This is a genomic window from Corynebacterium sp. J010B-136, from assembly GCF_002967075.1.
In the GTDB taxonomy this organism is placed as follows: Bacteria; Actinomycetota; Actinomycetes; order Mycobacteriales; family Mycobacteriaceae; genus Corynebacterium.
The window spans coordinates 37,514-51,254 of record NZ_PUGE01000008.1 but is presented as its reverse complement, the minus strand read 5'-3'; the positions used below and the strand labels follow the sequence as shown (position 1 = coordinate 51,254).

Sequence of the window (13,741 nt, the reverse complement as noted above, 5' to 3'; positions counted from 1 at the left end):
CTTTTGTGACCTGAACTATATATCGCTGCTAAGCATTCGTTCCACTGCATCGCGCGCTTGTTCAAGCGAGGGCGCAGGAATAGGAGATTCTTTGACTGAATCATCACTTTCCAGGACTTCCCCATCGAAGACCTGGCAGGCATGGTCTGGGACAACTTCAGCACTTCGAGCAATCCCGGCATCATCCAGATAGTCATCAAAGATGTAATCAATGCTCACGCTCAAAGTCTCCGTTCTTCCCGGTTCCACTCTTCTCTGCTCAGCAGATTCTTCAACAGAGCCTACCGGCTTCCCAGCCCACATCAGCTAACTAAGCTAGACGGGTCTGACGGCAAATCGCGCAACCAGTTGCGAGAACTTTCGGCGAAAGCTTTTACGTCCAGTGCGCCTGCCCCCTGCGGAATGCATCCCCACAAGCGAACGCCAGTAACTTTCTCTAGCTCCTCGATATTCAGCTGCGTTGCAAGATCGGGGTTTGCCGGCATGCTTCCACCGATTAATCCCGCTACCTGCAGACCGCGGCGCTGCGCCTCGCGCACGGTTAGCTCCGCCCAATTCAGGCTGCCCAAACCGAGGGAGGTGACCACGAACAGGGGTGCCTCGAGGTCGGCTGCGATATCCGCAAGCGTGAAATCATCGGCAAGCCGCACTAGGAGTCCACCGGCTCCTTCTACAAGAACGACGCGCTCCGGATCATCCAAGTGTCTAATCCAGTCCGCCAGTTCACCCCGGTCTACTTGGACCACACCGGCGCGCCTAGCTGCGAGGTTTGGCGCCAAAGGTTCTGGATAACGCACATATTCTGCAATGTCCACATCAGTTAGCGTTTTGACCGTGAAGATATCGCCTTGGACTATCGGCTCACCAGTTTGCACCGGCTTTGCCACCACCACGTCATATCCATGACTCCGATAATGGCTCGCAAGAGCCGCAGTAACAACGGTCTTCCCAATATCTGTTCCTGTACCAGTTACAAAAATGATCATGGCTTATGCGCTTTCCGCTGCTGCGACCATTGCACGTGCAATTTGTGCAACTTCATCATCCGTTGAGATAAACGGCGGCATGGCATAGATAAGCCGGCCGAAGGGCCGCAGCCACACCCCATTGCGCATGGCTGCTGCGGCAGTAGCTGACATGTCTACGTCATGCGCCATTTCAATCACGCCGATGGCGCCGAGGACGCGGACATCCACAACTCCGGAAATTTCCACTGCCGGAGCCAACCCGGCGCGCAGCCCCTTTTCAATTCGCGGAACGTCTTCTTTCCACGCGCCTTCAGCAATCAGCGTTGTTGCTTCTGCCGCAACTGCGCAGGCCAATGGATTCGCCATGAAAGTTGGGCCATGCATCAGCGCTTTGGGCTCCATCCCTTCAACGACCTTCGATGTTGCCAGCGTTGCCGCCAGCGACATGAAACCACCAGTCAGGGCCTTTCCCACGCAGATAATGTCAGGAGTAATCCCAGCGGCATGCGTTGCGAAAAGATCACCGGTACGGCCAAACCCGGTAGCGATCTCATCAGCAATGAGCAATACGTCGTTGCGGTCGCATATTTCACGCACCCCAACGAGCAGTTCATGGTCATGAAACCGCATCCCGCCAGCACCTTGAACCACGGGTTCAATTAACAGGGCGACTATTGGCTCATCGATAAGCTGCTCTAGGTGCTCCAAGTACTTCGCTCGCTGGGTGGCCGAAGCCCCACGAACCGGTGGCGCATCCGCAAAAACTTGTTCGGTCAGGACATTAGGTCCCCACATGGCGTGCATTCCACCGACTGGATCGCACACGCTCATCGTCGCGAAAGTATCCCCGTGGTACCCAGACCTCCACGTCAAGAACCGGTCCGCTTTCTTGCCGCGCCCGCGTGCCCACTGCAGCGCCATTTTCATGGCAACTTCTACGGCGACTGAGCCCGAATCCGAGTAAAAGACCTGGGAATACGCGCCATCGGTGAGATGCATCAGGTTCTTCGTCAGCTGCGCGGCCGGTGCGTGAGTAAGCCCGCCGAACATGACGTGGCTCATTGTGTCTATCTGCTTCTTTGCCGCGGCCACAAGCCGCGGATGCTTGTGCCCGTGGGCGGCGGACCACCACGATGACATTCCATCAATCAGCTCGGCTCCATCCGCCATGGTGAGATACACGCCATTTGCACTTGCGACCACAAAGACGTCTTGGCCTGGCGCGGCGTAGGGGTGCCAAATGTGCGCGGAATCAACATCGCGAACGGCGTTGCCGTCCAGTTCCAGCACGCTCCCATGAACACTGTTCAATAATTCCATACCCACTTGTTTATCACATCAAACCATGCGATACATTGTCTCCCATGACCATAATTGAACACCATTCAATAAAATCTCCGGTTGCCCGCTCCACCGTCCCCACCATCGCCGGGGTAGAGATGTGGGAACGCTTCAGCTTCTACGGAATGCAGGCGATTTTGGCCTACTATCTGTATTCAACAGTCACCGACGGCGGACTTGGCATGGAACAAACCCATGCCACCGCACTACTTGGTGCCTACGGCAGCTTGCTTTACCTGTTCACATTTGTCGGTGGATGGATTGCGGACCATCTCTTAGGGGCGGAACGAACACTTCTGACCGGCGCATTAATGCTGGTGATCGGACACCTGTGCCTGTCACTTGTCCCCGGCTACCTAGGGCTCATCGCTGGGCTTCTTCCCATCGCGGCCGGTTCTGGCCTGCTTAAGACAGCAGCTATCACCATCTTGGGTGCGGTATTTGAGGCCAACCCTGGCGCGCGCGATGCCAGTTTCCAGGTCTTTTATTGCGGGATTAACATCGGAGGTCTTTTCGGCCCGCTTCTGACCGGTTGGCTGGCCCAGCGCTATAACTACCACGTGGGCTTTATGGCAGCTGGCACGCTCATGATCATCGGGCTTTTAAGCTATGCCGTTGAGCGTCGCTTTATTCTCAAAAATGCAGATGACCGGCTCAAAGATGTCATCGCAAAGCCTGCACACTCATTAGGTAAACAGGACTACTATCGGACTGCAGCCGCTACTCTCGCGTGTTGCATTGCCGGAATATGCGCAGTTCTATGGCTAGATCCCACTACGATTTCATACGTTCTCCTAGCGCTGACAGTAGGCGTCGCCGGTTTCCTTATGTGGACCATGTTCCGCTCACCGCTGGTTACCCCTACAGAACGCGTCAAGGTGCGCGAATTTCTTCCTATTTTCGTATGCTCTGTGGTCTATTGGTGCCTGCAATCGCAGATTTATGGCGTCCTCGCTGTCTATTCAGAGCAACGCTTAAACCGTGAGGTCTTCGGATTCCTCATTCCGGCAGCGTGGACTCAGTCCCTAAACCCGCTATTCATCTTGTTATTTAGCCCAATGCTTGCAGCACTTTTCCTGCGCTATTCAAAGTTCTCCCCACACAACCGCACACTGACAAGCATTGGCGTCATCATTGCTGGCGCCGGAATGTTTCTCTTGCTCCCCTTTACTGGCACAGGCCCCGGCTCGACTCCATTCCTAATTCTTGGCGGGACTATTTTGCTCATGACACTGGGCGAGCTTTTCGTCGGACCCGTCGCGATGGCTGCCGCCGGCACTCACGCTCCCCGCGCTTTTAACACTCGGTTCTCAGCGCTCTACTTTCTCACAATGGCCATTGGCTCATCGCTCGCCGGTGCTCTTTCGACGTTCTACGATCCAAATTCCCCAGCTGGCGAAACTTTCTATCTCGCCGTGGTTGGTATTGCGCCCGTCGCGCTGGGCGCAATTCTTCTTATGCGAGCACGGATGCGCCGCGCATAGCCCTTCGCAACACCGAATCTGAACAGTTATCAAGCACGCTTTTATCAAACATGTTTTCGTCACCAACTTCGAGTGTGTCCCACTGGCAGTCTAGAATCATCATCCATCATGACTAAAGGTTTAAAGCGTGTGGCAACGATTGCTGTTCAAATTCTCATTCTCTTAGCAATCATCATTGGCGTTGCTTTTTACAATGACGCCGATTCCCGGAATGCCCAGCCTGGGTCGGTTGAAACTTTCGCGGAAACAGCACCAGCCACGCAGGAAGCTACCGCTGCCCAACCGGATGTTTCCCATCACTACGTCCAAATTCTAGACAGCCTGCGCGTTGCAGGACGTGCGCCAAAGACCGGTTATGAACGTGAACTTTTCGGCCAGGCATGGAGTGATGATGTCACGGTGGAATTTGGCCACAACGGCTGCGATACCCGCAACGATATTTTGCGCCGCGACCTGGTCAACACAGAAATTAAAGAAGGCACCTACGGCTGCGTGGTTTTATCGGGCACGCTGCACGACGCTTACAGTGGTGAGACCATCGATTTCACCCGCGGGCGTTCGACATCTTCCGAAGTTCAAATTGACCACATCGTGGCACTTGCCGATGCCTGGCAAAAAGGCGCGCAACAATGGGACGAGGAAACGCGTCGCAACTTTGCCAACGACCCGCGCAATCTGCGCGCGGTAAAAGGTCGCCTGAATTCACAAAAGGGCGCTGGCGATGCCGCAACCTGGCTCCCACCGCAGCGCCGGCACCGTTGCGAATACGCCCGCGACATCATTGACGTGAAGTCCGAATACGGACTGTGGGTAACCCCCGCAGAAAAAGACGCGCTGCACACCCAGCTCGCTACCTGCACAAACTAAGCATTTTGACCTTTGCTATTGCCATTTGTCCGCAAATGGCTATATGGTTACCCACACAGGTGGTTAACCCATAAACCTAAGGAGCCGCCAATGCCTGAAACTCGACCCATCTATCAGCGCCTCGCCGCGGGTATTCGCGACCAGATTTCTTCTGGTCTTTTGCCGGAAGGCGAACGCGCGCCGTCCACGAATGAACTCTCTGCTTTTCATTCAGTCAACCCCACCACAAGTGCCAAAGCGCTCACGCTGCTTGTCGATGAAGGCTTGCTCGAAAAGCGTCGCGGCCTGGGCATGTTCGTAGTCCATGGTGCTCGTGAGAAAGTTCGTGCCACCCGGCGCGAAAATCTTGCCGCCAGCTTTATTCGTCCGCTTCTTGATGAAGCACGCGCACTTGGTTTAAGCGACGCGGAACTTAACCGTCTCCTCGATGAGGAAAGGAACCGACTATGACCCTCGACCTCTCCCCTGGCGCATATGGCCTCATTGGCCCTAATGCGGCGGGTAAAACCACGTTGCTGCGAAAGCTTCATGCCCAAGGCAATGCATCCATTGCGCCATCGGCTGCCGATGCGACGTTTGCGGGTTACACGGTTGCCGACCACTTAGCGTGTGCTCGCCTTGCTCGTCCTAACTTTGATGATGCGCTCGCATCGCGCATCCTCGGTGACATCTCGCTTAAGGCACGGTTTGCATCGTTAAGCGCTGGGCAGCGTCGCTTGCTTACTTTGGCAAGCACCCTGGCATCCGATAGACCAATGCTGCTGCTTGATGAACCACTCGATGGATTAGACATCGATTCCCGAACGATGCTGCGCGAGGTCTTCATCGAATTGCTCGCCGAGTCCGACCGCATTGTCGTCATTGCATCGCACCGCGCTGAGGACTTAGTCGGCCTTGTTGAACACGTCATTACCGTTTATGACAACAGTGTGTCCGCCCCCGTGGAACTAGACATCGTCCGCGAGAATTTCCCAACGCTTACTGGTTCTACAGCTGTTGTTGAAGAGATTGTCACGCGGAAGAAGGTCGTCGACACGCGGGCTTTAGGCGGTATTTCCGCAGTCACCCTAGCCGAAGCCTTGTCTTCTTCGGAGACTGTTCGCGCACACGCTGAGGGTATCGATATTTCGACTGCCGATGACCCCACGCTTATCAACTTGCTGGCTTCTACCGAAAGGAACTGAAATGTTCGCTGCTTTCTTAAAACCCGTCCGGCGCGAATTCCTCTTCGCGTTCATAGTCGTATCCCTCGCACTTGCTTTCGGTCGCTGGTGGGCCTTCGATGGAGGGCTATGGACATGGGGCGGACTATTTTTGAGCGGTTTACTCTTCACTATTGCCGGCCACAACTGGCCAAAACTCCACGCACTCGACGTTCCTGCTCGACGCTGGGTCGGCGGCGCACTTACGACCGCAGCTCTGTGGTCGGCTGTGATGGCGGCGATTGCGGCTGCATCAGCGCTGATCATGCAAAGAAATTCGCCCTATTACACCTGGTATGACTGGTTTGTTAATACTGACGGCCCAGTTACGCATCTTGATACCAACGGCGCGGAATACGTGCTCCCAGATATGGGAATTACGGCAGCTTCTGTGGCCTGGACCTACTTGATTTTGGTGTCGGCTTTCTTAACCTTCACCATCACAGGCCTTGCGGTGGGAATCTCGCTTCGCCGCTGGCCGCAGCTGCTGACGATGGGAATATCAGGCGTGGTTGCGCTTGCCCTTCTCATTGCTGTCACGATCTACTTGAGCTGGACTGCTTATCAACGTGCAGAAAATCCAGACGTAGTCTTCCCAATTATGCTCGAATCCTGGCAACGCTTCCTTTTGGTTCTAGCTGTGGGTGCAGCCCCGGCGATAGCTGCGTGGTGGGCTATCCGCCGCAGCCTGCGCAACCCGTGGGCTTAACCACCGCACACCCTGAGGATCGCAAAAGACCCTGCCGAAGCAGGGTCTTTTCAATGCGTAGCGTTCAACGCTGGGCTAAAAATTACTGGCCGCCACCACGGAGCTGGTCGCGCATTTCATTGAAGTACTCACGCGCGGACTGAACCTGCTGCGGCTGCTGCTGGCGCTGCTGGCTCGGCTGGGATTGTGCCGGATTGGACTGGGGCTGCGGCTGGGAAATCTGGCGGGGCTTGTTATCAGCAACCTTTGCGGAGCCATCGTTTTTATCGAGGGCGTGCGAAGACATGAGAACATCACGCATACCGTTGAAAATGTCGCCCATCCCGCCTGGGTTCGAAGGCATGAACAAAACGTTGGACTGGGAGTTGCTGGAGACATCCACCATTGCATCTAGGTACTGCGATACCAGCATCAAAGCTTCTGGAGATTCATCAATACCTGCGGCACGCAACATCTCATACTGCGCTGCGATACCTTCAACAATTTCCTTACGCTGCTCAGCAACACCGCGACCTTGTAGCTTGCGGGCTTCAGCGGAACCTTCTGCTTCTTTAATGACGCGAATCTTCTCAGCCTCAGCTTGAGCAACGGCTGCTTCACGCTCACGCTGTGCCGCGTTAATCGAGTTCATGGATTCACGTACACGGGCATCAGGGCGAATATCGGTCACCAGGGTGTTCACGAAGTTCCAGCCGTACTCCGCCATGTTGTCACGCAGGGACAAACCAACGTTTTGAGCAATCGTGTCCTTGGAAGAGAAGGAATCATCCAGATTCATGTTCGCGACCGAAGAGCGAACGTTGTCCTGTACGTAGGCAATAATCTGCTGTTCATGGTCGGATAGGCGGTAGAACGCTTCGCGCTCCCGACCTTCGACTGTTTCATACTGCACGGCTACTGGAATCTGCACGAAGACGTTGTCTTTGGTTTTGGTTTCAACCATGACGTCCAGCTGGTGAATCTGCAAAGAAATCTTGTCACGAACGCGGTCAATATAAGGCAGCTTGAAGTGGAAACCCGCGTGCGCGACCTTGTTGAACTTACCGAGGCGCTCAACGATGGCGGCCTCTCGAGTGCGAACAATGAAGTAGCCATCAAAAATGGTCACCACAACGAGGAGTAAGAGGACTGCAAGCACAATTAAAGTAGTCAAAATTATCACCGACTGGATAGGGCGTGGACACCCCGATGAACTCGAAGCCTCACACTATGTATTGAACTGATTGAAAAGGGTTACCTAATCCATGGTCGCACAAAATTAGTTTATGCGCACTACCTATTTTCCAGCGCAACATTGCTTCAGGCATAGAAAAGACCACCTAAGTTAATTAGGTGGTCTTTCATGGTGCGCCCGGTGAGACTTGAACTCACACGCCCTGAGGACACTAGAACCTAAATCTAGCGCGTCTGCCAATTCCGCCACGGGCGCCTGCGGAATTGATAGTACAACAAATCGTGGCCAAACTAATAATCGAGCAAATAGGGCTTTTGGAAAATCATGGGTAGGGTGGAAGATGTGAGTCAGCAGCGAAATAAAATCAAACCACGATGGTGGCATTTTGTGCTCATCGGGTTTTTCGTAGTTGCCTTTCTTGGCCTTGCATGGTGGCAGTGGACGCGCTTTCAATCCGGCTCGGGCACCTTCCAAAATCTGGGATACGCCTTTCAATGGCCGCTCTTTGCAGCCTTTGTGATTTACGCATATCGCACGGCACTGCATTACGAGAATCAACGAATTGATGCAGAAAATGAAGCTGCCCAATCCGGCACTGAAGACTTTGTCTACCAGGCACCACAAGATACTGATGACCAAGTCACCAAGATTGACGAAAACTTCCTTCCCCAACGCAGGCAGCTAAGTGTTGAAGAGTTCAACGCCCTGAACCAGCCGCGGCGGAGGCAATCAACATCCGAGCAGCGCCGAGATGACCATCAAGTGGATTTCTAGAATCTATTAAAGCTAGAGCTTGGAAATCAATAGTTTCCACCACCCCTTCACAACCGAAAAGGACTTTTCTTTAAAATGGCTAGCCCGCAGCAGGTACACCCAGAACGTCAGAAGCGCGTTGATACCGCATTGAAATTCTTCACCATTGCCGCGACGATTACCGGTATATTCCTGGTAATCCTGGTTATCCGCATGATTTTGGAATACATCATAGGCATGGAAATGCCGGACTGGGCCACCCTGATTGCACAGGCTCACGGTCTTGCTTACATGGTGTACTTGCTTTCCATTTTGAACCTGGCGCCTAAAGCACGTTGGTCTGTGGGCCAATGGTTTACCACCGCTCTTGCCGGTGTGATCCCCTTCTTCTCCTTCTGGATGGAGATCAAGCGTCGCGACCAGGTCAAGGCAATGTTCCAGCTTTAAGAGCTCAATCCTGAAGTTTTAGCTGAATGAGCTGAGGATATCCCAAAGCAAAGGACCGTACTTTTGTAATGTACGGTCCTTTCACTATTCCCAAGCTAGGTTTTCTTGCCTCTCAAGCTTGTGAGCTAGCGTGAGGCAGCGAGCTTTTCGATGACCGGCACCAACTGTGCCAATGCACGCCCGCGGTGCGAGGCGGCATTCTTTTCCTCAGCAGTCAGCTCCGCGGAGGAACGAGTGTCACCTTCGGGTTGGAAGAGCGGGTCATAGCCAAAGCCAGCCTCACCACGCGGGGCTGTCAGCAGTGTGCCCGGCCAGCGTCCTTCGGCAACGTGCTCTTGGCCCGCCGGAGTGACCAAGGCGCACACCGAAACAAAAGCCGCCTGGCGGCGTTCGGACGGAACATGTTCCATCTGCGCCAGCAATAATTCATTATTCGCCGCATCATTGCCGTGCTGACCAGACCAGCGTGCAGAAAGCACACCTGGCATGCCGTTGAGTTCTTCCACGGCAATGCCGGAATCGTCAGCAATGCAGGCAAGACCCGTTGCCTTCGCGCCGGCGTGCGCTTTAATCAAAGCATTATCGGCAAAGGTGCGTCCGTCTTCGACGGGCTCGGCATAAGGTTCGACGTCACGCAGTGGAACTAGCTCAACGGAATCGATGCCGGCATCAGCCAGAATCTTTTCCAGCTCGCCGAGTTTCTTCGCGTTATTCGATGCAACAAGAAGTTTCATGCGACCTAGATTCCAAGTGCTGCGCGCTGAGCCGCGATGAGTTCAAAGCAGCCCTTCTGTGCAACATCGAGCATGGCGTTGAGCTCATCGCGTCCGAAGAGACCGTTTTCACCGGTGCCTTGAACTTCCACGAAGTTGCCGGATTCCTGCATGACAACATTCAGGTCAACTTCTGCGCGGGAGTCTTCCTCATAGGGCAAATCTAAGCAGACATTGCCCTCGACGATGCCGACAGAGACCGCAGCGATGGGGTCTAGAAGTGGCTCGCCGGGAACGACGCCTTGGTCTTTGAGGACAGCGATGGCATCGGCAAGCGCGACATATGCACCCGTAATCGATGCGGTGCGGGTGCCGCCATCGGCCTGAAGCACATCACAGTCGATCTGGATGGTGTTCTCGCCGAGCTGGCTCAAATCAATCGCCGCGCGCAGGGAACGGCCGACCAGACGAGAAATCTCATGAGTGCGGCCCTTGACCTTGCCCTTCATGGACTCACGTGGCATACGGTCATGGGTTGCAGAGGGCAGCATAGCGTATTCCGCAGTCAACCAGCCTTCACCGGAATCCTTCTTAAAACGCGGAACGCCCTGCTGCACAGAAGCAGTACACATCACGCGGGTGTTGCCGAACTCAACCAGCACAGAGCCGGCAGGATTAGTGGTGAAATTGCGGGTAATACGGACACTTCGCAGCTGGTCTAAGTCACGACCATCAGCACGTTGAAAATCAGTCATGTCCTCAAGGGTACCGCGCGTGGTTAAAGTTCAAACTCCATGCCCGGCGCGCCCAGCACAATTTCCCCATCAAATTCTGAACGTGCTGCATCGAGGGTAGATTGCGGATCGCTCCATGGCTGCAGATGAACCAGGACGAGCTTTTTGACATCGGCAAGCGTTGCTAAACGCCCGGCCTGATTGCCCGACATGTGCATGCCCTGTGGGCGGCCTTCGGTCTCACAACCCCAGGCTGCCTCCGCGAGGAAGATATCCGCATTCTGCGCTGCTGGCACCAAATCTTCGGTGTAGGCGGTATCACCGGTGTAGCAGATTACCTTGCCAGTCTTCGAGTGCTCCATGCGCAGGCTAAACGCCTCAATCGGGTGGATGGCATGAAAAGGTGTCATATAGACATCATCGATAAGCTCGCGCTTACCGTGCTCCCAGGCAGAGAACGCGAAAGAATCCGAGAAATCATCCACTTCATCAATATGATCCGCGCTCATTCGCCCTAGGTGCGTTGGGGCATCGTGGGGGCCAAACATGAAATTGCGCGAGGCAGCTGGGGCATCCGGGTGGAAACGGCGCCAGACCATCAACGATGGAAAGTCAGTGCAGTGATCCGCATGCAGATGGCTAAAGGTCATGTGTGCATCGCACGGGTCCTGGATTTCCTGCAACGCCGCAAAGGTTCCAGGACCTAAGTCCATCACGATAGATGGTGCGTCTGGGAAAGAAACCAAGTAACCTGACGCAGGGTTATTAGGACTGGGCACACTGCCCGAGCATCCTAGAATGGTCAACTTCATGAGGCTATGTTGTCATGAATTAAGCCAAAAAGCTTGAAATACATACCTTCTAACGGCCAAAGACACTAACTATAGCCCCATGTGGGGATCCTCACCGCGCGGCAAAGCTACAGCTGAGGGCCCAAAAATCGTTGTGCAAGACGCGAAAAAGTTTCTGGATCGCCCGTGGACTCAAATTTGCGGGTGGGCTTATTATCCACCGGCGCGAGCTCATCCCGCTCGGTCAAGATACGCAAAACATCTTTGGCGGTTTCTTCGGCAGAAGACACCAAGGTCACATTATCCCCCATGGCCAGCTGGATAATGCCAGTTAACAAGGGGTAGTGCGTGCACCCAAGCACCAAAGTATCAACCCCGGCTGCCTGCAGCGGAGCAAGATACGCTTCTGTCACTCCCAGAATCTGCCGACCGGAGGTAATGCCGCGTTCCACAAAAGGTACGAAGTCTGGGCACGCTACCGCAAGTGCTTCTACCTGCTCATCTCGGGCAAAAAGACGTTGGTAGGCCTGGGAATTAATGGTGCCCTCTGTACCGATAACGCCGACCTTGTGGTTGCGTGTTGTCGCCAGCGCACGGCGCACTGCCGGCCGGATGACTTCCACCACGGGGATGTCATAGCGGTCACGGGCTTCATCTAAAAATGCTGCGGTAGCGGTATTGCACGCAATCACTAGCATCTTGCAGCCGCGCGCTACTAGATCATCAGCGATTTCGCGCGAGAGGTTTTGCACATCTTCTAATTCCCGCGGACCGTATGGGGCATGCGCTGTGTCACCAACATAGATTATGGATTCCTGCGGCAATTGCTCCATGATTGTGCGCGCAACAGTTAAACCACCGACACCTGAATCAAAAATGCCGATGGAAGCTAACTGGTCCACTTATCTAACCGCCTTCGCTTTACGACGAGCAATCTGCGCCTTGGTGTCATCTGAAGTGATAACACTACCCGCTAGAACACCGCCGGCCGCACCGAAGAGGTGCGCTTGCCAGGAAACCCCTTCATAGATTGGCAATACCCCGAAAATCATGCCGGAGTAGAAAATGCCTAAGAGGATGCCCAAAGCAATCTGGCCCAGGGAGCGGTTAAAGATACCGCGAAGCAGCAAGTAGGCCCACCAGCCATAGACCACGCCGGAAGCGCCGATGTGATTGGTACCGGGCCCGCCAAGCAGCCACGTGCCGATCCCGCCGATTAATACAACTAGTAGGGTGACTTCCCACCAGGCGCGGCGGCCAGAAAGACCAACTAAAAAGCAGAAGATGGCGCCTGAAATGGAGTTAGAAATCAGGTGCTCAAAGTTAGCGTGTAAAAAGGGCGAGGTAATAATGCCCAACAGACCATTGAAATCCAGCGGGTGAATACCGAAATTCGTCAGCGCGCCGCCGAAGATGAAGGTGTTGACTAGATGCACTAGCCACAGCACTGCAACATAGCCGAGCGCAAAGGTTAACCCGGTGGCAATGCGGCCACGCTTGGTGTAATTCGCCGAAATACCGTTGTTGGAGGTTCTTTTGCCGGCGGGCTGCGGAATCGGTGCTGGGTAAGTCATAATGGCTTTTAGTTTAACCCACTCCAGCTGACGTCGCCGTCTTCTTTCTTAGCTAGCCAACTAAGGCTTCTAATAAGGAATCTTGGCAATATCCAAGCCACTCCACCAAAGTGTCGCGGTTTTGTTCATCTTCTTCGCTAAAAATAGGCCCGCTGGCCAAGTACAGGCGCAGGTCATTGAGACCAGCAAGAAATGCGTGCGCATCAGCTTCTTCGATGGAGACTTCTACCCCACCGACTGGCCCGAGCGCGTGGTTGATGACTTGCAGGTTGCGCAGTTTTTCTTTGGCGATGTCATTTTCATGCAGACTGCGCATCAAGCCTGCATCCCCGTCATATTCTTCTTCGCCTTCTGCGAAAAAGTCTGGAAAAAGTCGCGCTAAGGAAGGATCTGCTGGGGCTTCTTTGTGCCCACTGGGCATATCCATCATTTCAGCCAGCTCATCTTTGGGAGCAGATTGCGCTCGTTGAATAATGGCTTCACTGACGGTGGACGTGAGGTTTCCTAAGACCTCTCGTTCCATAGGCTCCAAGACGGTTTGAAACTTCGCGCCGCGTAATAGAGCCTTTTTCTTTCTCCATGGTTGCATCTATCTTTTAACCTGCCTGCTGCATCGTTGCCCAAAGCCCTGCTACTTGCAGCTTTTTCACGTCGGCTTCGACTTTGTCACGTTCACCTGAGCTTACTGCGGCTTTGCCTTCAGTATGCACTTGCATCATTAATTCATTGGCGCGCTTTTTGTCATAGCCCAACACGGTTTGAAAAACATAAGCCACATAGCTCATGAGGTTGACAGGGTCATCCCAAACGATGCACATCCACGGGAGATTTTCTTCCGACTGCACCGAGACTTCTATTGCCTCATCGAGCTCCGGAGAAGCCATGGGGGAACTTAGTTGCACGTACATGGCTCCTAGCTTAACGAACTTTCTTACTTTCATAGGAGATTTTCGCTAGAGTTAGGCACTGCACCTTCCGCTTAGC

Annotated in this window: 18 protein-coding genes and 1 tRNA gene; 7 read left to right on the top strand and 12 right to left on the bottom strand. The window is 54.1% G+C overall.

The window, feature by feature from the left end; all coding sequences use genetic code 11:
* Window positions 1–15 precede the first annotated feature (15 nt).
* From C5Y44_RS11715 to C5Y44_RS11705, 3 genes are all read right to left on the bottom strand, one after another.
* A complete protein-coding gene (locus C5Y44_RS11715; protein WP_233189966.1) occupies window positions 16–219 on the bottom strand; it encodes a hypothetical protein in 204 nt (67 codons plus the stop codon).
* A gap of 83 nt (window positions 220–302) precedes the next feature.
* Window positions 303–986 (bottom strand): dethiobiotin synthase, encoded by a 684-nt coding sequence (gene bioD, locus C5Y44_RS11710; RefSeq protein ID WP_105325099.1) that lies wholly within the window; start codon window positions 984–986, stop codon window positions 303–305.
* Window positions 987–989: 3 nt separating this feature from the next.
* A complete protein-coding gene (locus C5Y44_RS11705) occupies window positions 990–2,288 on the bottom strand; it encodes an adenosylmethionine--8-amino-7-oxononanoate transaminase (protein WP_105325098.1) in 1,299 nt (432 codons plus the stop codon).
* 44 nt (window positions 2,289–2,332) lie between these two features.
* Here C5Y44_RS11705 and C5Y44_RS11700 point away from each other — a divergent pair, with 44 nt between their 5' ends.
* The 5 genes from C5Y44_RS11700 (at window position 2,333) to C5Y44_RS11680 (ending at window position 6,571) form a co-directional block, all read left to right on the top strand.
* Window positions 2,333–3,793 (top strand): peptide MFS transporter, encoded by a 1,461-nt coding sequence (locus tag C5Y44_RS11700; RefSeq protein WP_105325097.1) that lies wholly within the window; start codon window positions 2,333–2,335, stop codon window positions 3,791–3,793.
* A 108-nt stretch (window positions 3,794–3,901) separates the two neighbouring features.
* On the top strand, window positions 3,902–4,660 hold the full coding sequence (locus tag C5Y44_RS11695; RefSeq protein ID WP_105325096.1) for an HNH endonuclease family protein: 759 nt from the start codon (window positions 3,902–3,904) through the stop codon (window positions 4,658–4,660).
* A gap of 90 nt (window positions 4,661–4,750) precedes the next feature.
* On the top strand, window positions 4,751–5,110 hold the full coding sequence (locus C5Y44_RS11690) for a GntR family transcriptional regulator (protein WP_105325095.1): 360 nt from the start codon (window positions 4,751–4,753) through the stop codon (window positions 5,108–5,110).
* On the top strand, window positions 5,107–5,844 hold the full coding sequence (locus tag C5Y44_RS11685) for an ATP-binding cassette domain-containing protein (protein WP_105325094.1): 738 nt from the start codon (window positions 5,107–5,109) through the stop codon (window positions 5,842–5,844). Before C5Y44_RS11690 ends, C5Y44_RS11685 begins: the two co-directional genes overlap by 4 nt.
* Window position 5,845: 1 nt before the next feature.
* Entirely contained in the window at window positions 5,846–6,571 is a 726-nt protein-coding gene (locus C5Y44_RS11680) for an archaellin/type IV pilin N-terminal domain-containing protein (RefSeq protein WP_105325093.1), read from the top strand.
* Window positions 6,572–6,653: 82 nt separating this feature from the next.
* On the opposite strand, the gene C5Y44_RS11675 is transcribed toward C5Y44_RS11680, so the two are convergent.
* On the bottom strand, window positions 6,654–7,724 hold the full coding sequence (locus C5Y44_RS11675) for an SPFH domain-containing protein (protein ID WP_105325092.1): 1,071 nt from the start codon (window positions 7,722–7,724) through the stop codon (window positions 6,654–6,656).
* Between the two features lie 190 nt (window positions 7,725–7,914).
* Window positions 7,915–8,000 (bottom strand) — tRNA-Leu (locus C5Y44_RS11670).
* A gap of 69 nt (window positions 8,001–8,069) precedes the next feature.
* Between C5Y44_RS11670 and C5Y44_RS11665 the strand changes: the two genes are divergently transcribed.
* Together C5Y44_RS11665 and C5Y44_RS11660 are read left to right on the top strand one after the other, a co-directional pair.
* Window positions 8,070–8,519: a hypothetical protein gene (locus C5Y44_RS11665; RefSeq protein ID WP_105325091.1), complete on the top strand. Its 450-nt coding sequence runs from the start codon at window positions 8,070–8,072 to the stop codon at window positions 8,517–8,519.
* A 75-nt stretch (window positions 8,520–8,594) separates the two neighbouring features.
* Window positions 8,595–8,945 (top strand): DUF3817 domain-containing protein, encoded by a 351-nt coding sequence (locus tag C5Y44_RS11660; protein WP_105325090.1) that lies wholly within the window; start codon window positions 8,595–8,597, stop codon window positions 8,943–8,945.
* Between the two features lie 125 nt (window positions 8,946–9,070).
* Here C5Y44_RS11660 and rdgB read toward each other — a convergent pair whose 3' ends face one another.
* From rdgB to clpS, 7 genes are all read right to left on the bottom strand, one after another.
* A complete protein-coding gene (gene rdgB, locus C5Y44_RS11655; RefSeq protein ID WP_105325089.1) occupies window positions 9,071–9,679 on the bottom strand; it encodes an RdgB/HAM1 family non-canonical purine NTP pyrophosphatase in 609 nt (202 codons plus the stop codon).
* 5 nt (window positions 9,680–9,684) lie between these two features.
* Window positions 9,685–10,413: a ribonuclease PH gene (rph, locus tag C5Y44_RS11650; protein ID WP_066838922.1), complete on the bottom strand. Its 729-nt coding sequence runs from the start codon at window positions 10,411–10,413 to the stop codon at window positions 9,685–9,687.
* Window positions 10,414–10,436: 23 nt separating this feature from the next.
* A complete protein-coding gene (locus tag C5Y44_RS11645; protein ID WP_105325088.1) occupies window positions 10,437–11,204 on the bottom strand; it encodes an MBL fold metallo-hydrolase in 768 nt (255 codons plus the stop codon).
* Window positions 11,205–11,311: 107 nt separating this feature from the next.
* Window positions 11,312–12,085 (bottom strand): glutamate racemase, encoded by a 774-nt coding sequence (murI, locus tag C5Y44_RS11640; protein WP_105325087.1) that lies wholly within the window; start codon window positions 12,083–12,085, stop codon window positions 11,312–11,314.
* Window positions 12,086–12,757: a rhomboid family intramembrane serine protease gene (locus tag C5Y44_RS11635; RefSeq protein ID WP_105325086.1), complete on the bottom strand. Its 672-nt coding sequence runs from the start codon at window positions 12,755–12,757 to the stop codon at window positions 12,086–12,088.
* A 52-nt stretch (window positions 12,758–12,809) separates the two neighbouring features.
* On the bottom strand, window positions 12,810–13,346 hold the full coding sequence (locus C5Y44_RS11630) for a DUF2017 domain-containing protein (RefSeq protein WP_105325085.1): 537 nt from the start codon (window positions 13,344–13,346) through the stop codon (window positions 12,810–12,812).
* Window positions 13,347–13,353: 7 nt separating this feature from the next.
* On the bottom strand, window positions 13,354–13,665 hold the full coding sequence (gene clpS, locus C5Y44_RS11625) for an ATP-dependent Clp protease adapter ClpS (RefSeq protein ID WP_105325084.1): 312 nt from the start codon (window positions 13,663–13,665) through the stop codon (window positions 13,354–13,356).
* Window positions 13,666–13,741: the final 76 nt, after the last annotated feature.